Raw genomic sequence first — 22,151 nt, 5'->3', positions numbered from 1 at the left:
CTAGTGATAGAGAAAAATTAATGATATAACCGGAAGAAAGTATTATATAATAAGCTTTAGAATTTAATTATTATTGTAATAAAATTAGCGTTAAGAAGCTGAGGTAAGCGATAGCGAACTTCGAAGCTTTAGCTAATTTTATGTAAATAATAATATAAATTCTTAGCGAAATTATATGACTTAATGGAGGTTATATCATTAATTTTCGGCATCACGGCATTAACGCTTTAGTTCGCAATATTATTAAATTTATTTTCTAGCTTTTTCAACTCTAAGTTTTTTACCTTTTATAGTTGAGTTTTTAAGTCCTTCAATTACTTTATTACCTTTACCATTTAAAATATCAACATAAGAAACAGTATCCTGTACATCTATTATACCGATATCCTCTGCAGTTATTCCTTCTATTCTAGATATTGCTCCTACGAAGTCTCCTGCTCTTAATTTCTTCTTTTTACCACCATTAAAATATATCTTAGTTATATTTTTATTTATAACTTTAGCTTTTTCTTTTTTAACCTTTGGCTTTGATTTTAAAGCTTTTATTGCTTCATCTCTTTTTTCCTTGCTTACTTCAGCAATTTCTCCTACAACTGAAATTTTAAATCCTATGTACTCTTGTATCATATCTAACAGTCTATCTTCATACTGATTAACAAAAGAAATGGCTTTTCCCTTTGCTCCTGCTCTACCTGTTCTTCCTATACGATGAACATAAGCTTCTTTTTCAACTGGCAAATCATAATTAATTACATGAGTAATTCCTTCTACATCAATTCCTCTTGCTGCAACATCCGTAGCCACTAATATTTTAAAATTACCTTTTTTAAACTTATCCATAACTTCAAGTCTGTCTTTTTGAAGCATTCCACCATGAATTTTGCTTACAGAGTAGCCTTTTTTATTTAAATTTTCAAAAACTTTATCAACATTTTCTTTTGTTTTACAGAAAATAACTGCTGTTTCTGGAATTTCACTTATTAAAAGTTTACTTAAATTATCTAATTTATAAAATTCCTCAAATCTATATAATTCATGATTTATATTATCAGTTATTAATTTTTGTGCTTTAATTTCAACATTAACAGGATTATTCATGTACATTTTACATAACCCCATTATTTCCTCTGGAATAGTTGCTGAAAATAGCATTGTTTGTCTATTCTTATTTAAGGTATTTATTATATCTCTCACTTGATCTATAAATCCCATATTAAGCATTTCATCAGCTTCATCTATTACTAAATATTTTATATTCGAAATATCTAATGTTCCTCTATCAATATGATCAAATACTCTACCTGGAGTTCCAACTACAATATGAGTTTTTTGTTTTAACTCTCTTGCTTGATCAGAAAATGGTTGCTTTCCAAATACTGCAACAGCTCTTATTCTTTTAAATCTTCCTATATTAGTTAATTCCTCTTTAACTTGAATTGCAAGTTCTCTAGTTGGTGTTAAAATTAAAGTTTGTGGTTTACTATCCTCCCAAAGTGTTTTTTCACATAATGGTATTCCAAATGCTGCAGTCTTTCCACTTCCTGTTTGTGATTTAACTACAACATCTTTACCAGTTAATATTTCAGGTATAACCTTACTTTGAACATCAGAAGGTTTACTATAACCTATACCATCTAATGCTTTTATTATCTCATCACATAAATTATATTTCTTAAATGTATTATCCAATATATTTCCCTCATTTTTATTAAATTTATTATTGTTCATTTAATTAGTATAACCTATATTTATTTTAAGTAAATAATTTTTCACTATTAAAACTTTAAAGTTATTCATATAAAATAAAAAAGCAAAAGGATAAAATTAAATTATCATTAATAATTTAACTTGCCTTTTGCTTTTTTTAATTTTTTAAGCTTTTAAGAATTCTTCAATATTTAATAATTTCTTAAACTCATCTAATCCAATTCTATCTATATAGTTTCCTAATCTTTCTCTTCCTTGACCATTTTCAGCATAGATATCTATTACTTTTTCAACTACATCAAAAATTCTTTCATCTGGAATATTCATAGCGATTCTATCCCCTAATCTAGGAATAACTCCACCTCTTCCTCCAAGATAAAGAATCCATCCTTTTGGTCCACCTATTAAACCAATATCTCTAGTATGGCTATCAGCACAGCTATTTGGACATCCACTAACTCCTATTTTTAATTTGTTAGGAAGATTTCTTCCATGGAATGCTCCATCTAATTTTGATCCTATTGCTACTGAATCCTGTAAACCTCTCTTACAGAAAGTAGTTCCTGGACATATCTTTACACTTCTTACACATAGTCCTATAGCAGCTCCTGGCTTCATTCCTAAATCAGCCCATGCCTTATCAATATCTTCTTCCTTTATTCCAACAATAGCAATTCTTTGAGCTCCAGTTACCTTTACAGCTGATGCATTATACTTTTCTGCAACATCTGCAATATCCCTAAGTTGCTTCGGAGTTATAAGTCCCCCTGTTAAATGCGGCGCTATTGCATATGTTTCCATATCTCTTTGTACTACAGCTCCTTTATCTAATAAGTCTTTCATAGAAATTCTCCTCTCAAATAGTATACTTATATTTTTTTACTTTAAAGCTTTAATTATGTATCCTACATAACTATAAGCTTTTTTCTTTCTATTATTTTTATATCACCTATTTCATAATAAAGCTATATAAATTTTTATTATATAGCTATAAAACTTCTTTATATTAATAAAACTACCCATATTTTTTATTATGAGTAGTTTTATTAATTATTGTATTTATTTATATTCAAGCTTTACCATTTCATTTAATATATAAGCTAATTTACTGCTTTTTATTTCAATAATATTTTCTTTTATTTCGAATCTAACTGTTTCAATACTATCAATAATTGAATTAATTGCATTCCTAAATTCAATAATATTAAGTCCTATAGCTTCTTTTCTTCCATATCCAATATCATATTTATGAATATTCGCATCATCTTTTTGGGCAAAAATATTAAGTACACCACTTCTATCTGCTGCTAATATATTTTTACCATTATTATCTTTATCATCACTTTCAATTGCATATACAAGCTTTTTATGGAATTTCATCATGGTAAATAATACCATTAATTCATATTGATTCTTATCTAAAAAGTTTTCTTCTCCATTATTAACTAAATAAGTATTTAATAAATCATATGGTACCATAACCATAGTACATTTACCTTCATCTATAGAAAATTGATAAACTCCATTAAATATTCCAAACTTTATAACTTTGATTAAATCTTCACCTTGAAGTTTTATTATATATTCAGTTCCATCTTTTATAATTCCAAAATGTTTTACAAAATTTTGTGCAAACTCCTTTTCAGAGAAAAACCACATGCATGGTAATTTTTTATGGTTTAATGCACATAATGGTCTAGCTTTATTTTCATTAACTTCTTCAACTGTTGCACTTCTAGAAGCTATTACATAAACCTCATCTAAGTTTAAAAATTCATTTAAAACCTCTTCATATTTTTTTCTAAAACCTTTAACATTACTTCTTGGAGTTTTTAAAAATTCTTGCATCAAATCTTGATATCTTTTAGCTGTTACTGTATTCATATTTTTCCCCTTTTCTCCCCTTTTAAATGTTTACATATAAATTATACAACAACTATCTACTTATTTTCAATGCATTTATGTTTCCATAATAATTGGAATTATTGTAGGACGTCTTTTTGTAGTTTCATAAATATAATTTTCCACAGTCTTCTTAATATTTCCCTTTAATACATACCATTCAATAACTCCCATACTTAAACATCTTTCTAACTCATTTACAGATAATTCTTTTACCTTATTTATAAGGGCCTCTGACTCCTTAACATATACGAAACCTCTTGTTATTACATCAGGTCCAGAAACAATACTTAAAGTATCTCTTTCTATAGCAACAACAATAGTTAACATACCATCTTGAGCTAAATGTCTTCTATCACGTAATACAATATTTCCAACATCACCAACACCTAAACCATCAACAAATATTGCTCCTGTTCTAACTTTACCCTCTTTTTTACATCCATCCTTAGTAAGCTCTAAAACATTTCCTGTCTCTAATATAAATATATTGTTCTTTTTCATTCCTAAATTTTCTGCTAAATCACCATGATGTTTTAAATGTCTATATTCTCCATGAACAGGCATAAAATATTTAGGATGAACCAATGTATGTATAAGTTTTAACTCCTCCTGATAGGCATGACCTGATACATGTACATCCTCTAAATCCTCATATATTACATCTGCTCCTTTTCTAAATAACTGGTTTATAACCCTTGATATCAATTTATCATTTCCAGGTATTGGTGATGCAGAAATTATAAAGGTATCATTAGGCTCTATAGTTATTTTTCTATGATTTGAAAATGCTATTCTTGCCAATGACGCCATAGGCTCACCTTGGCTTCCAGTTGTTATTAATGTTATTTTATCATTTTCATAATTTTTTAAATCATCAATGCTAATAACCTCATTATTTGGTATATGTAGATATCCTAATTCCATAGCTACCTTAGAAATATTCTCCATACTTCTTCCATTAAAAACAACCTTTCTATTATTTTTAAAAGATGCATCAACTATTTGCTGCATTCTATGTATATTAGATGCAAAAGTAGCAACTATAACTCTTCCCTTTGCCTTACTAATAATCCTATCTAATGTGAATCCAATACTTTTTTCTGACAATGAATGACCTTGTCTCTCAACATTGGTACTGTCTGCCATTAATAAGACTACACCCTCTTTTCCTAGATTAGATATTCTTTGTAAGTCCATCTTTTGTCCATCTATAGGAGTATAATCAATTTTAAAGTCACCTGTATGAAGTATTATTCCCACTGGTGTAAATATAGCTAAACTACACGAATCTGCAATACTATGAGTATTTCTTATAAACTCTACTTTAAGCTTCCTAAATGAAACTACATCTCCCGGTTCAACATTATTTAATTTTACATCTGATAAAATATTATGTTCTTCAAGCTTTGTTTTAACAATACCAATAGTTAACTTGGTTCCATAAAGAGGTACATTAATTTCTTTTAATACATATGGCAATGCCCCTATATGATCCTCGTGTCCATGTGTCAAAAAAATACCCTTAATTTTTTCCACATTATTTTTTAAATAAGTAATATCAGGAATTATTAAATCAACACCATACATTTCTTCATCAGGAAATGCTACTCCACAATCAATAACAACAATTTCATCATCACATTCTATAGCAGTAATATTCTTTCCTATTTCCCCTAATCCACCAAGAGGTATTATTTTAACTCTCTCTTCACTCATCAAAACAAATTCCTTTCATAAATATCTACTGTATCTATATTTATTATTCCTAGAGATATTATTAGTTATTCTATAAATTCTAAGTAATACTATTATTAAATAATTGCTTTAACACTATTTATTTTAACTATAATTATTTTAAAAAATTAATTAAGGATAAAATAAGCTTACAACTTATTTTATCCTTCTTAATATTTACTTTATTAAACTTTAATTTCTTAATTTGTTTTTATTTCAGAATAACTAAACTTTTAAAACTTGCCCTGCATATATTAAATTAGGATTTGAAATATCATTTAATGCAACCAAATTAGAAACTGTAGTTCCAAACCTTGCTGCTATTCCACTTAAAGTATCACCAGATTTAACTACATAAGTTGTTGTAGAATTTCCTCTTTGTGCTGATACCCCAGATGCTCTAATTTTTAATATTTGTCCTACATATATTAAGTTCGGATTTACTATTCCGTTTATTCTAGCTAAATATTGTACTGTAGTTCCAAACCTTGCCGCTATTCCACTTAAAGTATCTCCCGATTGTACTACATAAGTTGTTTGATATTGCTTAGATGATGCTCCACTCTTAACTGAGTTAGAAACTGGAAGTTTTAATACTTCTCCAACATATATCAAATTAGGATTTGATATATCATTTAATTGTGTTAACTCTTGTACAGTTGTACCAAATCTTGTTGCTATTCCACTTAAAGTATCTCCTGATTGTACAACATAGGTAGTACTGAAATTATTATTTCCTCTTTGAACTTTGTTATCTCCATATATCTTTAAAACTTCTCCTACATAGATTGAATTAGGATTTGTTATATTATTTAATTGAGATAATGCCTGAACTGTAGTTCCAAACTTTGCTGCTATTCCACTCAATGTATTCCCCGCTTGAACTACATAATATTTTATAGCCCCATTTTCTGACTCTTGATTTCTATTTCCAGAGATAGTCACTTTACTATCTAGTAATACCTCACTATTAAAGGTATCTAAATCTGTATTTCCATTTACACCTGGTGTATATCCAGTATCTGAATATTGCCATCCTGCATAACTACTTCCCCATATTGAATTACTTTCTGGATAACTAGTTCCATACTCTGCTATCCACAAAGGATATTTCTCTAATCCATATCCAGGTTCAATATTATTATTTGCAAAGCTTGCATAAGTGTATAAAGCAACTTTTAATCCACTATTTGCTTCAACCGCTTCCAAAAACTCATTTGCAATACTAGATAATTCTGCAGCTCCATAACCACCTGATTCTTCTAAATCTAATACTAATCTACAGTCACTTGTCATTCCACTTATAGCGTTAGTAAAATATCTTGCTTGTTCTGATGCAGAAACTGATGGACTAAAAAAATGATAAAATCCTATCAATAATCCATTATTAGATGCTCCATCATAAAATTCTTGAAGGTATGGATCTGTATAAAAATTTCCTTCTGTTGCTTTAATATAAACTATTTCTACTCCACTATTCTTTACTTCTGAGAAATTTACGCTTCCTTGCCAATTACTAATATCTATACCTTTATAAGTTGTCATCCATATTTACTCCTTTTCATAATATTTTCATATACTTTATTACTATTCATATATAAAAAGAATAGTGAGTACTTTTTATTAATCATAAAATTACATAAAAATAAGAGATTATTACATTCACTATTGTAATAATCTCTTTACTTTATCTATTTATTAATTATTGTAGAAAAGGCTTTCTGAAGCATATTCTGCATCACATGTTACATCTATTCCAAGCTTTCTTAATGTTTGTTCATCACTTGTTGGTAAGATTGTAGTTGAATGAGCTTGACAATTCTTAAGCATTGATAATTTTTCCATTGCAACTTGAGCTGTTGGGTTAGTTGCAGCTGAAATACTTAATGCAATTAAAACTTCTTCACAATTTAATGATACTTTTTGATTTGCTAATGTTTTAGTTTTTAAATCTAAAATAGGCTCTAAAATCACCGGTAAAATTAAATGCATATCATCAGCTATATTAGCTAAGTATTTTATTGAATTTAGTAATGCTGCCGCTGATGCATCTAAAAGTTCTGAACCTTTTCCTGTAAGTATAGTTCCATCATTTAACTCAATGGCAACAGCTGTACAAATACTACTGTTTTCTTCTTTTAATTTTGCTGCACGCTCTCTTGCTGGAAGCACAACTTTTCTATCTTCCTCTTTTAAATTAACCTGATCCATTATAAGTTTAGAATGTTCAAAAGTATCTTTATCTACATACCCTTTTTTATATTCGCAACCTGTTTTAAAATATCTTCTTATTATTTCTTGTTTTGAAGCTTCTTTAACAACCTCATCATCAACTATACCAAATCCAACTCTATTAACACCCATATCTGTTGGTGACTTATAAACTGATTCTTTTCCTGTAATCTTTTCTATAATTCTCTTAAGTACTGGGAATGTTTCTAAATCTCTATTATAGTTAACAGCAGTTTCTCCATAAGCTTCTAAATGGAAGTAATCTATCATATTAACATCTTTTAAATCAACTGTTGCTGCTTCATAAGCTATATTTAATGGATGTTTTAGTGGAACATTCCATACTGGGAATGTTTCAAACTTAGAATATCCTGCAATATTTCCTCTTTTATTTTCATGATATAATTGACTTAAGCATGTAGCTAACTTACCACTTCCTGGTCCTGGTGCAGTAACAACTACTATTGGTTTACTTGTTTCGATATATGGATTTTTTCCATATCCTTCTTCACTAACTATAGTATCAACATCTGTTGGATATCCTTTAGTAGCTCTATGCTTATAAACTTTTATTCCACGTCTTTCTAATTTATTTATGAAAACAGTCGTTGAAGGTTGATCATCATATCTAGTTATTACAACTGAATTAACTTCTAGATCATAGCTTCTTAAATCATCAATAAGTCTTAAAACGTCCATATCGTAAGTAATTCCGAAGTCGCCTCTTATCTTATTTCTTTCTATATCTCCTGCATAAACACATATAACTACTTCTACATTTTCTTTTAATTTATGTAATAATTTAATTTTTGCATTTTCATCAAATCCTGGTAAAACTCTTTTTGCATGTAAATCAAATAAAAGTTTTCCACCAAATTCTAAATATAATTTATCGTAGTTATTAACTCTTTCTAATATATATTTTGATTGCTCCTCTAAATATTTTTCATGATCAAATCCTATTTTCATATTTCCACTCCTAATTTTATAGTTTTTTTTTAGCATGGACCTTTTCTTCTGTTGAAAATATCCATACTATTGCAACTACTAATAATAAATTTTAAACTTACTATTATTTAGGCACAAAATCTATAATATTATTACACAAAATTTTGATAAAGTAAATCATAAAATACGAAATTAATTTTATTTGACTTACTTATAATTCGTAATTAACATAGTTTGTCTCTTTATTTATAGCATTATTAAAAATATTTCTATAAATAAAGAGACTGCATAATTTTTATTTATCCCTAGCTTAGCTGTATTAAATTCAATTTCAATATTTCGTAATAAATAAAAAGCCTTAGTAGTAAAAGCTACATAGACTTTAATTTTTATCTAATATTTTATATAAAAAATTAATCGCATCATCATAGCTTAATCCATTATGCCCTTTTTCCTTTTCATAATGCAATATAACTTCAATATCATTATATTCTGAAATATTATCGCTTTTTTCCATCCTATCTAAAAATGGGATTAATTGAGTTGAATTATCTGCTAAAGAGCATAAATTTACATGCAGATAAATTTTGGGAACATAATTATTTTTTTCAAATGCATCTACAATACTAAATCTTTCTCTATACTTTAGAGAATCACTAATATTGTCAAAACAAAAGGTTATTACGCTATCTAATGCTTCTTTAAAAATCCACCTTGTAGTATCTAATTGAGCATTATCCGCAACAACTTTTGCCCCTTTTAAATATATTCCCATAATAATTGATAGGTAACCACCTGCTGAAGTACCATAAATAACGGTATTATCAAGACTAATATTCATTTTTTCTATTATTTTTTTTAATATTAAACTACTATTTTCAAGATAATAATTCTCATTCTTTCCAATTCCCCATCCAAGCTGTAAATAATTATTTATATATATGGTAGGATCCATACAAAAAACAGCTGATGTTTTTATCTGCTTAGCCCAACTATGCCTTTGAAATACAGGTACATTTACATTCCCACCAGCAATCGCACCATTGTTAAAAACTATTAATTTATCATTATTACTTTTTCGATTAATCAAATATTCGTAAGGAACATTGTCTTTTAAAACTCTTAGTACATACATAGTATCGCTTTGTATGCTGATATTGTTAAGATCATAATAATTTATTGTATACTCTGGATAAGGAAGCTTCTTAAATTTCAAATCCATACTTGCCTTTCCTAATACTTTTTCAATAATAGCTATAGTTTTATCAATTTCTGTTTTAAGTTCATACTCATCGTCTATATTAAAAGTTTCTTTATATCCATCATATCTATTTAAATATTTAAGCAATACTTGTGCTAATTCCTTTTCATCATAGTCAATAATTGTTCCACAATTATAATTTTCAATCAATTCTCTTGCCACCCCTACATCAGTTGAAATTATAGGTGTATTAAGCATAACACTTTCAACCAGAGCAAGGCTAAACCCCTCACTTAATGAAGTTAAAACAGTTGCAATACTACTTTTGACATAAGGATATGGATTTTCAACAAACCCAATAATTTTAACATTCTCATTGAGTCTGTTATCTTTTATATATTCCTCTAGCTTTGTACGATAATCTCCATCTCCTAAAATATAAATCATAAAGTCATTACGTTGCTTTTTTAATTCTTTAGCTGCCTTTAAAAGTAAAATTTGATTTTTATTATAATCAATCCTTCCCAATGTTGTAAAAATCTTTTTTTCTGGTATGTCAACTGCCTCCTTACTTAAAAGTTTTATCTTATCACTATCAACTGAATTTGAAATTTTAACTACATTTTTTGTTATCCCAAATAGCTTTTTAAGAGTATCTTGTGTTACTTTAGAAATAACTACAATCTCATCAAATGCTTTCAATACATTTGCTTGCATTTCATGTTCTTGCTTTACCAATTTATATTCTTTTGTATTTTTATCAAGTACAGTATAATCAAGTTCACTCATATCTCCCCTAATCCAAATAATTTTTTTGCCTCCAACTATATAAGAAGCAAAATATGAAGGAGCATTATGATTGCAAGCTATAATACAATCATATTTTTCTCGTATCCACTTATTAAAAAGAAGTGGATTTGCAAGCAAACTGTAATAATTTTTTAGTTCTTCAGCTTTATCTAACTCAGAGTTTGTATAATCAATGATTGGGTCTAATATCTTAATATTACAATTAAATATTGAATTATTTGAATACTTAAATAAAGGCAAAATACTTATATCATATTTTGAATCATCAAATTTATTTAAAACTGCTGCTAATGATTTTTCAGTTCCATATCCATAAGATACACTCCAAGTTATGAATAATAATTTTTGCATAATATCACCTCAATCCATAATATGGTTTATGTTGAGTTTTTGTGTAATTTTCTTGAAACTTTTCTCCCTTTTATTTAATATAAGTTAAATAATCTTAAGATATAAAATATGTAGGATTACTTCTACTCCTAAAAGTTTATTGATGAGAAAATCTAAAAATGTTATAATTATCTAATTAGTATTTTTATATAGGGGGAAACATGCAAATTCTTAATAAATTCATAAAGATATTTTGTGGAATACTTATATTAATTTTAGTATGCATTTTAGGATTTTATATAGCTCAAAGAATCAGAGTTTTTGGTACTACCTCTACAGAATTAATAAATCCACAAACTCAAAGTTTTGATGAAATGATTGATAATTCAACTGAAATTACAATAGAAAAAAAGATTTTTTCTTTTAGAAAACATTATTATATCCTTAGTGATGGAGTATTAATAGGTGAAGTTACAGGAAAACTATTTCCTATATTCGGAGATACCTTAAAATTAAAAGATATTCATGGTAATCTTATAAAAAAAGAAAGTCAAATTAAAAGACTAGGTTTAACTCAAGTAAAATTATTTAATATATCTATTAATCGTCTCGCCCTGATTGAGGATTCTGAAGGAAATACTACAGGTTATATTGGCGAACAAAAACTTAAAGATTTCTGGAGATTAAAAAGAGTTCAATATTTTTATGATAAAGATCATAATAATTTAGGAAAGGCCATTCCTAATGCCATACTTTTCTGCAGAGATTATAAAATTTTTGATAATAATGATAATGTAGATTATATTATTGATGGTAATATCTTTAGTCCAACTCACAAATATACAATTACTATTAAAGATAGTAATGATATAGCTGTTGAGGATGCTATTTTTTATACTATAATTGAAAATTCTATAGCAAATAGTAAACTTAAGGAATCTAACTCTACATCAAGTAAGAGTAAATAACAAGCATGCTACTTGTTACTGAAATAAAACACCTCCGGGTCATTCCAAATATTGGATTGACCCCGGAGGTCCTTACATTTTTTTACTTTGATACATTACCTGCAACATTTAATACATCCCAAGTTCTTGAGAATGGTGGTGAATAACAAAGATCTAACATTCCTAATTGATCTGTTGTCATCTTTGCATAAATACATGCTGCTAAAACATTACATCTTTGAACAGCATCCTTATATCCAGCCACTTGTCCACCTAAAATAACTTTAGTGTGTGCATCATAGATAAGTTTAACATAAATTCTTTCTCTACCTGGATAATAGCTAGTTTGATTCATATCAGTTATGAATTTAGTCTTATAATCAAATCCTAACTCCTTAACTTCCTTTTCTGATAATCCAGTTCTAGCTGCTTCCATATTCATAACCTTAATACAACTTGATGCCATAGAGCCTTGGAATGAATTATTTTGTCCTGCTAAATTTTCCCCAACTATTCTTCCAAGCTTATTAGCTCCAGTTGCAAGTGGAACATATGCTTCTTTGCCTGTAATTAAGTTATTTATAGTAGCACAATCTCCAGCTGAGTACACATCCTCTACTGATGTTCTTCCATAGCTGTCAACTACTATTGCTCCATTTCTAAGCATCCTTATTTCATCTGCTTTTAAGAAATCAGTATTTGGTTTTACACCTGTTGCAAGTATAACTATATCTGCATCGATTTCTCTTTTATCAGTTTTAACTTTAGAAACTTTTCCATCTCCTATAAGTTCAACTACAGTTTCTGATAATAAAAGATTAACTCCACTTTCTCTTAACTCTTCTTCTAAAAGATCTGTTATATCCTTATCAAAAACTTCTTGAAGAACTCTATCTTGAAGTTGAATAACAGTAACTTCTTTACCTCTATGCTTAGCAGCTTCAACAGCTTCAAGTCCTATAAAACCAGCACCTATAATAGCAACTTTTTTATACTCATCATTTGCCATTAATTCTCTTAACTTATTACCGTCATCCATTGATTTTAATGTAACTACATTTTCTAAATCAATATTCTTAATTGGTGGGATTATTGCTCTTGCACCACTAGCTATCATTAACTTATCATAGCTTTCTTCTAATATTTCATCTGTAGTAAGATTTTTAACCTTTATTTTTTTACTAGAAAAATCTACATCTGTAACTTCATGTTTAGTATGTATTTCTACTCCAGACTCTCTAAACTGTTCAGGAGTTCTTGCTATCATTTCTCTTGAATCTTCAAAAAACCCTCCAACATAATATGGCAGTCCACAAGCACCAAAAGATACAATATCACCCTTTTCATATACTACAACGTCATCTTTGGGTGAAAGTCTCTTAAACTTAGCTGCAGCACTCATTCCAGCTGCTACACCACCGATGATTATAACTTTCATCTAAAACACCATCCTCTTCTATAATTGAAATATCAATTATTTATACTTTATTACTTATCTTATGTTTATATAAAAATAAAGCATTTGTTAAATAATATTTATTCTTATTATAAATGAAATTTCAAAAAAATAATAATATAATTTTATATCTTTAAATAAATTTATTTTTATAAAATTTAAAAATATAACATTGATAATAATATTACTACATTTAATATTTGTTAAACTACTAAAGAGTTTAGTTATCATTGAAAATTTAATTATAACTTAATAGTTCTTTTGATATTTTTTGTAATTCTTCATCAGATATACCAAGCTTCTTCTTAAATATTTCCTCTTCTATTCTTGAAACAATAACTTTATCAGGATTTATTTTAGTAATAATATCTTTTAATTCATTAATTGACTTTTCATCATCGTTATATCCCTTAATAATAGTAATTTCAAATATAAATTTTCCATTGTACTGTTTATTAAATAAAGCCATATTACTAATATACTTATCTAGGGTATATCCTTCTATTGGTCTTTGAATCTTTTGAAAATGTTCCTCTGTAATAACCTTGATTTCACCAATTACCTCATCACAATCATTAGCAATCTTTTTATATTCATCCTTACCTAATAAATATCCATTAGATAATAACCTTACTATTAATCCCTTATTTTTTATAAATCTAATTATTTTATCAATTTTATTATTAATTAACGCCTCTCCCTTTGAGTTAATAAATATTAAATCTGCTTTTGTTTCTTCCATTTTATTTTCAAGTTCATTTAAATCAACATCAATTTCATTAAATGATATCTGACTATCAACTTTATTTTTTGATCTTCCTATAGGACAAAATATACAATCAAAATTACAGTATTTATCTGGAAGTATATTAACCTCTAAAATCCTTTTACCTTCTTCAATATAAACATTCTTATAACTAAAATTACTCATTATACATCCTCCTATTAATAAAAAAACAAAAAAGCCTAAGAGATATTATAAAAATATCTCCCAGGCTTTTATCCTTCCGTGTCCACAGCAAACTGTGTGTTTCCTCTCGGACCAGCCAGTTTTAAACTGCGGAACCCTAGAAAACTAAACTATATTCTAATTACAAATTTTATTTGCATTAGGATTTTATCATAAGACTAAAATTATATCAATAATATTTTATATTTATCATTATAATAATACTATTTAATTTCTATTCCACCTAATACTGCTGTATACTTAATTCTAACTTTTGGCCCTGAAGTAACGTTTCTATTTATTTTATGTTCAAATCCACCTAATATAGGAACCCCTGATATTATTTCGACTCTTACATTATCAGGAATAAATACATCTATTCCTCCTAGCACTGCAGTAAGCTCTAAAACTATATCTTCAGTTATTTTTGCCTCTCTTAAGTCTATTTCTAATCCACCTAATATAGCTTCTGCAACTAATCCTTTTAAATCCTCAGTACTATTTTTATAATTTCCACCACCTAAAATAGCAGTATATCTAGGATATTGAGTTGAATCATACTTATATGATTTACTTTTACTATACTCATCACATTCAGTGTTTTTTTTTTGTTCCTCTTCTAAAAAATGATGCAATTATAGAAATACCTATAGCAACTAAAAGTAATGGGAATATTAACCTCCATATAGCGCCATCATCTATTATATCTAATTCATCGAATAATAACACCAATCCTATTATTACTAGTATACCAGATCCCCAGTTAAATCCATATCTAACCATTGATATTAGTCCAGGTATAATTAAAAATAAAGTCCACCATCCTGGAAAAAATATATCTATATCCCATATATTAAGCGCATTTCCCCCAAAAATAATTCCTAGAACAACAAATATCAGTCCCCAAATAAGTGACGAATAATCTTTTTTCATTATTTACCTCCTGAAAATATATAATTACAAATACATTATAACATTTTATTTCATTTTTAACTATTTTTTCTATATGATTAAGTTAAAATATTTGAAAAATTATAGGCAAAAATATTGCTGGAAGTAGATTTGCAATTTTTATCTTTGTTATCCCAAGCATATTTAAACCAAGTCCAATTATAAGTAATCCTCCAACAGCACTCATATTTGTAATTACAGAATTACTTAATACTCCAGACAAAAGTCCAGCTCCTAATGTTATACTTCCTTGATATATAAATACAGTTACTGCAGAGAATATTACACCAATTCCCAAAGAAGATGTAAAAATAATAGATGATATTCCATCTAAAATAGACTTGGTAAATAAAGTATCATAACTTCCTTTTAATCCACTTTCTAATGCTCCTACTATAGACATTGCTCCAACACAAAATAAAAGACTAGAAGTTATAAAACCTTCTGCTATAGATATACTACTATCTTTATCACTCTTAAACTTACTTTCTAAATAGTATCCTAATCTATTTAGCCACTTATCAATATCTATAAATTCTCCAATTAATGCACCAATAGCTATTGATATTATCATTATTAACGTATCTCCACCATCTAACGCTCCTGATATTCCTATGTATAAAACACATAATGCAATTCCATTCATTATTGTAGTACTTATTTTTTCTGTTAATCTTCCTTTTACTATAAGTCCAACTAAACATCCAATTATTACTGTTATTGAATTTACTATTGTTCCTAACATATTTCACTCTCCCACCCTATCATTACTTTCCAATTATACCATTTTTCTAAAAATTTATATTCTTTTTATTTACTATTAGTCATAAAATAATTATGTAACAATACTATAGAGAGGTTGAAAATGATTGATAAAGCTTCATTATTTCCTTTATTACTTTCCACAATAGCAGGATTATCAACTGTTTTAGGCGCAGTTATTATTTTCTTTAGTAAAACTAGAAATGAAAAATTTCTTACCTTTTCCTTAGGTTTTTCTGCTGGTGTTATGATTACAGTATCCTTTACAGATTTATTTCCTACAGCTCAAGAAGCAATTTCTAAATATCATGGAAAAGTTAATGGTATCCTATGGTCAATTTTATTTTTGCTAATAGGAGCATTAATGGCTTATTTAATTGATATATTTATTCCTGAAGAGGAAAAAGGAACTGTTCCTAAATGTAACAATAATTTTGATATTTTTAGAGTTGGTTTAGTATCAACTATAGCTCTTATGATACATAACTTCCCTGAAGGTATTGCAACTTTTGTCTCTGGATATCAAGATGCTTCATTAGGAATTGCTGTAACTTTAGCTATAGCTCTTCATAACATTCCTGAAGGTATTGCTATTGCTATGCCAATTTACTTTGCAACAAAAAGCAGATTTAAAGCTATTAAATATTCTTTTCTTTCTGGAATGGCAGAACCCTTAGGTGCATTAATCGCTTTCTTATGTTTAAAGCCATTTATTAATGAACTTATACTAGGAATAATTTTTGCTGTAGTTTGTGGAATAATGATTTATATATCATTAGATGAGCTTATCCCTTCATCTAGAAAATATGGATATACACGACTTTCTGTTGCATCTATATTTTTAGGAATTAGCATAATGCCTATAACTCATTTATTTGTTTAAAATCTTATATTTAACATAAAATTCACGTATATTTTTTTATTTTTTAATTACCATATTAATATATATTATTTTATTGGAGTGATGATATGATCTTATTACCAGCTATAACTTTAATTGGGATTGTATATACCATAATTGAAATTACTTATAATTTTATAAATGACATAACAATTCCCTAAACTCTAAAGAGAGCTAATGCATTAAATGCATTAGCTCTCTTTTAAATTATTGACTTTGTTATTTTTATAAAAATTTAATGATTTAAATATTAAATGCCCTTAATATTTCTTGTGAATCAGTAGTAGTTTTCAATGACTCTAATAGTTCAATATTGCCTAACGAAGAAGCTATATTAGATAATATTTCTAAATGATCATTTCCTTTAGCCGCTACTGCTATTATTAAATATGCAATTTGCCCCTGAAAATTTATTCCATTTGGATATTGAAGAATTACCACACCAGATTCTTTCACTTCATTTTTACCACTCTCTGTTCCATGTGGAATTGCTATTCCCATACCTATATATGTAGATATTCTATTTTCTCTTTCAATCATGGAATCAATATATTCACAATTTACATATCCTTTTTCAAACAATAATTCACCTGCTCGTGCTATTGCTTCTTCTTTAGATTCACTTTCTAATCCTAATATTATATTATTTTCATCTAATATAGGCTTTTTTTCTTTATGATTAAAATCTTCTATTTCTATATCTTTACTTTCCCTCTTAAACTGGTCACATATTTTTTCGTATAGTCCATCTAATTTTTTATCATCTAGAAAATTTTCTATAAATATAAATTGATGCTTATTAAGTTTATCCTTTACACTAGATAATAAACCCTCATGAGTAATTACTATATCTGCATCATCCGGTATTTTTTCTATTGCTGAATTGTCCACATCAATATTTAAGTTTAACTCTTTAATTTTATTTCTAAATTTTGTAGCTCCCATTGCACTTGATCCCATTCCTACATCACATGCAAACACTATCTTTTTAATATTCTCCAAATTTACATCTATATTTACTTCTTTTATATCTTCATTTTTATTATCTTTTTCATTTATTTTTACTCTCTCTCTTTTAAAAAATAATGATGAAACAATAAATGAAACTATTCCCCCAACTAATACCCCCAATAAGTTTCCAATAATATCATCTTTTGAGGATAACATTATTATGGAGAATATACTCCCCGGAGAAGCTGTGGCTACTAATCCTGAATTAAATGTAAGAAACACCATAATAGATGCCATACTCCCAACAATAGGTGCAATTATTAGAATTGGATTTATCAATATATATGGAAAATATATCTCATGTATCCCCCCCAGAAATTGAATAATAGCTGCGCTAGGTGCTGATTCTTTCATAGCCCCCTTACTGTATACCCAATATGCTAATATCACACCTAATCCTGGACCTGGATTTGCTTCTAATAAATATAATATAGACTCTCCAACTTCATTTACTTGATCTAATGCAATAATATCTATTATTCCATGATTTATCACATTATTTAAAAATAATACCTTTGCTGGCTCTATGAAAATTGCTAAAATCGGTAATAATGATTTATTTATAAAAAATTTCACTCCTTCATTTATTGCATGTGAAACTATTACAATAAATGGTCCTACTATAAATAATCCTATAATTGCTAATATTAACCCTATAATTGCAACTGAAAAATTATTCACTAACATTTCAAATCCTACTGGAATCTTATCTTTTACTCTTTTATCAAATCTTTTTATTATATATCCAGAAATTGGTCCTATAAACATCGCTCCTATAAGCATTGGAATATTAGCACCTGCTATTACTCCCATTGTTGCTATTGATGCTACTACTCCACCTCTTAAGCCTCCAACAACCTTTCCACCTGTATAACCTACTAATATAGGTAATAAATATTTTATTATTTGATCTATTAATTCTGCTATTTTTTCATTAGGATACCATCCTGTTGGAATAAATATAGCAGTGGCAAATCCCCAAGCTATAAAAATTCCTATATTAGGTATAATCATACTACTAAAAAATTTTCCTAATGTCTGTAATCTCTCTTTAAGCACTAACCCTTCCCCCACTCTAATATCTTTTGCTACTTATATGATAATTTTATTATTATAATTATACTACATCAATTATTTTGGAATTATATATATTATTTATTCTTATTTTTAAATTATTGCATAATAATAGCACCAAAAGTATTCTTTTTATCAATTTACTTTTGGTGCTATTAATTTAGAGATTAAATTTTAAGTTTTAAATATTTATATAGAAATATTATGCTCCTATTAATTTCTTAACTTCATCATAATATTTTTCTATCTTATCAAGCACATCTGTATCCTCTGATATTTTTGATATCTCTGCTATAGAGCCTCTGATACCTTTTTCTTGAATTAAGCTTTGTAACTCCCTACTTTGAGCGTCTTCTTTATTATCATAATGAAGTGCAGCTCCTACTCCTAATAATAAACTATCTGTTTTTATATTGAAGCCTCTTGCTGTTATTAAAGGTTTAATTAATCTATCATTTTCATTTAATTTTCTTAAAGGCTCTCTACCAACTCTAGCTACATCATCTTTTAAATATGGATTTTTAAATCTACCTATTATCTTATCAATATATTTAAGATGTGCTTCTTCATCAAAGTTATATTTAGCTATTAATCCTTGTCCACTTTCTATCATAGCCTTCTTAACAAAATCATATATAACTTCATCTTTTATACTTTCATCTATTGTGTTATATCCCTTTAAATATCCAAAGTATGCTGTTATCGCATGTCCAGTATTTAATGTAAATAGCTTTCTTTCTATATAAGCCATTAAATTATCAGCTAAATTCATACCTTCAATTTGTGGTATTGAACCCTTAAATGCCTTTTCTTCAACATTCCATTCATAAAATCTTTCAACAACTACATCTAGAATATTTTCACTTTTAACTGGTGGTACAATTCTATCAACTGAACAATTAGGGAAACCTACAAACTCTTCTAAGTATTCCACTTCTTCTTCATTTAAATATTTCTTAACTTCTTCTTCTAACTGTGAACTAGCTTTTATAGCATTTTCACAAGCTATTATATTTAAGAATGATTTTAATCCTGCTTCTTTTCTTAATTGTATTCCTTTTGCTATTGTTGGTGCTATTCTTGGTAATACTACTGGTCCTACTGCTGTTGTTATTATTTCAGCTTCAACAATTTCTTTTAATATATCATCACTAGTTGATATAACTCCACTTATGTTTTCTATTTTTTCTTCTGTACATTCTACATCCATAACATGTATAGTATAGAACTTGTCCTCGTTTATCTTTTCTATTATTTCTTTATTTACATCTGCAAATACTACATGATATCCAGCCTTTGAAAGTAATGCTCCTATAAAACCTCTACCTATGTTTCCAGCTCCAAATTGAATTGCCTTTTTCATATTTAATTCCCCCTATACTATTTATTAAATGTACTTAATATATCAGATTTATTTTTTGTATTTTTAAGTTTTTCAACTAAACTTTCATCTTCTAATGATGTTGCTATGTTAGATAAAATTTCAAGATGATCGTCTCCAACTCCAGCTATACCTATTACTAAGTAAGCTAACTCATCACCAAACATAACTCCATTTGGATATTGAAGAACTACTATTCCTGACTCTTTAACTTCCTTCTTAGCTTCTCCAACTCCATGAGGAATAGCTATTCCCATTCCTATATAAGTAGATACAATTTTTTCTCTTTCAAGCATTGCATCAACATATTTATTATTTACATAACCTTCCTTAGCTAAAAGCTTTCCTGCTTTAGTTATAGCCTCTTCTTTAGTAACACTTTCTAATCCTAAAACTATATTACTTTCTTTTAATATTGAGCTTTCTTTTACTTCTACAGTTTCTGTGGCAGATACTTCTTCAAGTGTTATAGCTTCTTCTTTTGCTTCAACTCCATTAACTCTTTCTTTTAAACTCTTATATAATTCGTCTAGCTTTGGATCTTGTAAGAAGTTTTCTATAAATATATGGTCAGCTTGTGGTGAATTTTTCTTAGCTCTTTCAACTAACTTAACATGGCTAACAACTATATCTGCATCATTTGGAATAGTATCTACTGATGAATTTGCTACAGTTATATTTAATCCTAAATTCTTTATTCTATTTCTAAACTTTGTTGCTCCCATTGCACTTGAGCCCATACCAGCATCACATGCAAATATAATCTTACTTATAGTGTTTCTTTCAACTACTGATAAATTTACTTCAACACTTTCATCATTTTCAGCTTCATCCTTCATTCCTTTAGCAGCTTTTCTAACTAACGGAGCTGCAACTACAAATGAAACTACTGTTGAAACTACAATCCCTAATAATACTGGTAATAATCCACCCTTTGGTGCTAATGCTAAAATTGCAAATACACTTCCTGGTGATGGTGTTGCTACTAATCCTGCCTTAAATATTGAGAATACTAATATTCCTGCTGCACTACCAACGATTGGTGCTAATATTAATACTGGATTCATTAGTATATATGGGAAGTAAATTTCATGAATACCACCTAATGCATGGATTATAGCTGCACCTGGAGCTGATTGTTTCATTGCTCCTTTACTATACATACAATATGCTAATAATACCCCTAGTCCTGGTCCTGGGTTAGCTTCTAATAAATACATTATAGATTTACCCATTTCTTGAGTTTGTTCTATTCCTATTGGCCCTATTATTCCATGATTAATTGCATTATTTAAGAATAATACTTTTGCTGGTTCTATAAATATTGATACTAAAGGAAGTAATCCTTTACTTATAATTATTTCAACACCTGATTTAAGAGTTAAAGTTACAACAACAACTACTGGTCCAATTGCATAAAATCCAAAAATCGCAAGTAACATTCCTAAAATTCCTACTGAGAAATTGTTAACTAACATCTCAAATCCAGCTGGAATTTTTCCTTCAATTGCTTGGTCAAACTTTTTAATAACATATCCAGCTAGTGGACCCATTATCATAGCACCAATGAACATTGGAATATCTGCTCCAACTATAACCCCTGTTGTAGCAACTGCAGCTATAACACCACCTCTTGCTCCACCAACAACTCTACCTCCAGTAAAACCTACTAATAAAGGTAATAAATATTTAAGCATTGGGTCTACCATTGATCCTAACTGTTCATTAGGGAACCAGCCTGCTGGTATAAATAATGCTGTTATAAAGCCCCATGCTATAAATGCTCCTATATTTGGCATTACCATTCCACTTAAGAATTTACCAAACTTTTGTATTTTCTCCTTCATAATAT

17 protein-coding genes and 1 riboswitch are annotated in these 22,151 nt (G+C 28.1%); of the genes, 2 read left to right on the top strand and 15 right to left on the bottom strand.

The genetic code is table 11. The features are described from left to right. Positions 1 to 249: 249 nt before the first annotated feature. The 7 genes from EJJ37_RS13465 to EJJ37_RS13435 all read right to left on the bottom strand — a co-directional run bounded on the left by EJJ37_RS13465 (position 250) and on the right by EJJ37_RS13435 (position 10,888). A complete protein-coding gene (locus tag EJJ37_RS13465; RefSeq protein WP_133016098.1) occupies positions 250 to 1,689 on the bottom strand; it encodes a DEAD/DEAH box helicase in 1,440 nt (479 codons plus the stop codon). Positions 1,690 to 1,872: 183 nt separating this feature from the next. Further along, on the bottom strand, positions 1,873 to 2,550 hold the full coding sequence (locus tag EJJ37_RS13460) for a nitrite/sulfite reductase domain-containing protein (RefSeq protein ID WP_133016097.1): 678 nt from the start codon (positions 2,548 to 2,550) through the stop codon (positions 1,873 to 1,875). A 216-nt stretch (positions 2,551 to 2,766) separates the two neighbouring features. Beyond that, positions 2,767 to 3,591: a hypothetical protein gene (locus EJJ37_RS13455; protein WP_133016096.1), complete on the bottom strand. Its 825-nt coding sequence runs from the start codon at positions 3,589 to 3,591 to the stop codon at positions 2,767 to 2,769. Between the two features lie 75 nt (positions 3,592 to 3,666). Beyond that, positions 3,667 to 5,328, bottom strand: coding sequence for a ribonuclease J (locus tag EJJ37_RS13450; protein WP_166484766.1), 1,662 nt, complete (start codon positions 5,326 to 5,328; stop codon positions 3,667 to 3,669). Between the two features lie 243 nt (positions 5,329 to 5,571). Continuing rightward, complete coding sequence (locus tag EJJ37_RS13445; RefSeq protein ID WP_133016094.1) at positions 5,572 to 6,891, bottom strand: LysM peptidoglycan-binding domain-containing protein; 1,320 nt, start codon at positions 6,889 to 6,891, stop codon at positions 5,572 to 5,574. Between the two features lie 153 nt (positions 6,892 to 7,044). After that, positions 7,045 to 8,547 (bottom strand): DUF1846 domain-containing protein, encoded by a 1,503-nt coding sequence (locus EJJ37_RS13440; protein WP_133016093.1) that lies wholly within the window; start codon positions 8,545 to 8,547, stop codon positions 7,045 to 7,047. A 361-nt stretch (positions 8,548 to 8,908) separates the two neighbouring features. Further along, complete coding sequence (locus EJJ37_RS13435; protein WP_133016092.1) at positions 8,909 to 10,888, bottom strand: glycosyltransferase; 1,980 nt, start codon at positions 10,886 to 10,888, stop codon at positions 8,909 to 8,911. Positions 10,889 to 11,088: 200 nt separating this feature from the next. Here EJJ37_RS13435 and EJJ37_RS13430 point away from each other — a divergent pair, with 200 nt between their 5' ends. Then, the gene (locus EJJ37_RS13430) at positions 11,089 to 11,835 is read left to right on the top strand and encodes a hypothetical protein (RefSeq protein WP_133016091.1); all 747 of its coding nucleotides are present in this window, start codon (positions 11,089 to 11,091) and stop codon (positions 11,833 to 11,835) included. Between the two features lie 82 nt (positions 11,836 to 11,917). Here the strand turns inward: EJJ37_RS13430 and EJJ37_RS13425 are convergent, their stop codons facing one another. From EJJ37_RS13425 to EJJ37_RS13405, 5 genes are all read right to left on the bottom strand, one after another. Next, positions 11,918 to 13,252, bottom strand: coding sequence for a CoA-disulfide reductase (locus tag EJJ37_RS13425; RefSeq protein WP_133016090.1), 1,335 nt, complete (start codon positions 13,250 to 13,252; stop codon positions 11,918 to 11,920). 256 nt (positions 13,253 to 13,508) lie between these two features. Then, a complete protein-coding gene (locus tag EJJ37_RS13420) occupies positions 13,509 to 14,201 on the bottom strand; it encodes a radical SAM protein (protein ID WP_133016089.1) in 693 nt (230 codons plus the stop codon). Positions 14,202 to 14,256: 55 nt separating this feature from the next. Continuing rightward, positions 14,257 to 14,352, bottom strand: a riboswitch (guanidine-I (ykkC/yxkD leader). Between the two features lie 91 nt (positions 14,353 to 14,443). Further along, complete coding sequence (locus EJJ37_RS13415) at positions 14,444 to 14,854, bottom strand: hypothetical protein (protein WP_133016088.1); 411 nt, start codon at positions 14,852 to 14,854, stop codon at positions 14,444 to 14,446. Then, positions 14,814 to 15,152: a LiaF transmembrane domain-containing protein gene (locus EJJ37_RS13410; protein ID WP_133016087.1), complete on the bottom strand. Its 339-nt coding sequence runs from the start codon at positions 15,150 to 15,152 to the stop codon at positions 14,814 to 14,816. The genes EJJ37_RS13415 and EJJ37_RS13410 overlap by 41 nt, the downstream gene beginning before the upstream one ends. Before the next feature lie 82 nt (positions 15,153 to 15,234). Further along, the gene (locus EJJ37_RS13405; protein WP_133016086.1) at positions 15,235 to 15,915 is read right to left on the bottom strand and encodes a DUF554 domain-containing protein; all 681 of its coding nucleotides are present in this window, start codon (positions 15,913 to 15,915) and stop codon (positions 15,235 to 15,237) included. 120 nt (positions 15,916 to 16,035) lie between these two features. Here EJJ37_RS13405 and zupT point away from each other — a divergent pair, with 120 nt between their 5' ends. Continuing rightward, the gene (gene zupT, locus EJJ37_RS13400; RefSeq protein WP_133016085.1) at positions 16,036 to 16,815 is read left to right on the top strand and encodes a zinc transporter ZupT; all 780 of its coding nucleotides are present in this window, start codon (positions 16,036 to 16,038) and stop codon (positions 16,813 to 16,815) included. Between the two features lie 261 nt (positions 16,816 to 17,076). On the opposite strand, the gene EJJ37_RS13395 is transcribed toward zupT, so the two are convergent. From EJJ37_RS13395 to EJJ37_RS13385, 3 genes are all read right to left on the bottom strand, one after another. Further along, positions 17,077 to 18,903 (bottom strand): PTS mannitol transporter subunit IICBA, encoded by a 1,827-nt coding sequence (locus tag EJJ37_RS13395; RefSeq protein ID WP_133016084.1) that lies wholly within the window; start codon positions 18,901 to 18,903, stop codon positions 17,077 to 17,079. Between the two features lie 217 nt (positions 18,904 to 19,120). Then, positions 19,121 to 20,281, bottom strand: a complete 1,161-nt coding sequence (locus EJJ37_RS13390) for a mannitol-1-phosphate 5-dehydrogenase (protein WP_133016083.1) — start codon at positions 20,279 to 20,281, stop codon at positions 19,121 to 19,123. 17 nt (positions 20,282 to 20,298) lie between these two features. Then, a complete protein-coding gene (locus EJJ37_RS13385) occupies positions 20,299 to 22,146 on the bottom strand; it encodes a PTS mannitol transporter subunit IICBA (RefSeq protein WP_133016082.1) in 1,848 nt (615 codons plus the stop codon). Positions 22,147 to 22,151: the final 5 nt, after the last annotated feature.

The sequence above is a fragment of the Clostridium cuniculi genome (assembly GCF_004353185.1).
Lineage (GTDB): Bacteria > Bacillota > Clostridia > Clostridiales > Clostridiaceae > Clostridium > Clostridium cuniculi.
The sequence above is the reverse complement of the archived record's forward strand: the minus strand, read 5'-3'. Positions and strand labels throughout refer to the sequence as shown.

Excerpts from the sequence above, each read along its gene's own strand:
- EJJ37_RS13460 (WP_133016097.1), bottom strand. The coding sequence starts at position 2,550 with ATGAAAGACTTATTAGATAAAGGAGCTGTAGTACAAAGAGATATGGAA.
- EJJ37_RS13455 (WP_133016096.1), bottom strand. The coding sequence starts at position 3,591 with ATGAATACAGTAACAGCTAAAAGATATCAAGATTTGATGCAAGAATTT.
- EJJ37_RS13450 (WP_166484766.1), bottom strand. The coding sequence starts at position 5,328 with ATGAGTGAAGAGAGAGTTAAAATAATACCTCTTGGTGGATTAGGGGAA.
- EJJ37_RS13445 (WP_133016094.1), bottom strand. The coding sequence starts at position 6,891 with ATGACAACTTATAAAGGTATAGATATTAGTAATTGGCAAGGAAGCGTA.
- EJJ37_RS13440 (WP_133016093.1), bottom strand. The coding sequence starts at position 8,547 with ATGAAAATAGGATTTGATCATGAAAAATATTTAGAGGAGCAATCAAAA.
- EJJ37_RS13435 (WP_133016092.1), bottom strand. The coding sequence starts at position 10,888 with ATGCAAAAATTATTATTCATAACTTGGAGTGTATCTTATGGATATGGA.
- EJJ37_RS13430 (WP_133016091.1), top strand. The coding sequence starts at position 11,089 with ATGCAAATTCTTAATAAATTCATAAAGATATTTTGTGGAATACTTATA.
- EJJ37_RS13425 (WP_133016090.1), bottom strand. The coding sequence starts at position 13,252 with ATGAAAGTTATAATCATCGGTGGTGTAGCAGCTGGAATGAGTGCTGCA.
- EJJ37_RS13420 (WP_133016089.1), bottom strand. The coding sequence starts at position 14,201 with ATGAGTAATTTTAGTTATAAGAATGTTTATATTGAAGAAGGTAAAAGG.
- EJJ37_RS13410 (WP_133016087.1), bottom strand. The coding sequence starts at position 15,152 with ATGAAAAAAGATTATTCGTCACTTATTTGGGGACTGATATTTGTTGTT.
- EJJ37_RS13405 (WP_133016086.1), bottom strand. The coding sequence starts at position 15,915 with ATGTTAGGAACAATAGTAAATTCAATAACAGTAATAATTGGATGTTTA.
- zupT (WP_133016085.1), top strand. The coding sequence starts at position 16,036 with ATGATTGATAAAGCTTCATTATTTCCTTTATTACTTTCCACAATAGCA.
- EJJ37_RS13390 (WP_133016083.1), bottom strand. The coding sequence starts at position 20,281 with ATGAAAAAGGCAATTCAATTTGGAGCTGGAAACATAGGTAGAGGTTTT.
- EJJ37_RS13385 (WP_133016082.1), bottom strand. The coding sequence starts at position 22,146 with ATGAAGGAGAAAATACAAAAGTTTGGTAAATTCTTAAGTGGAATGGTA.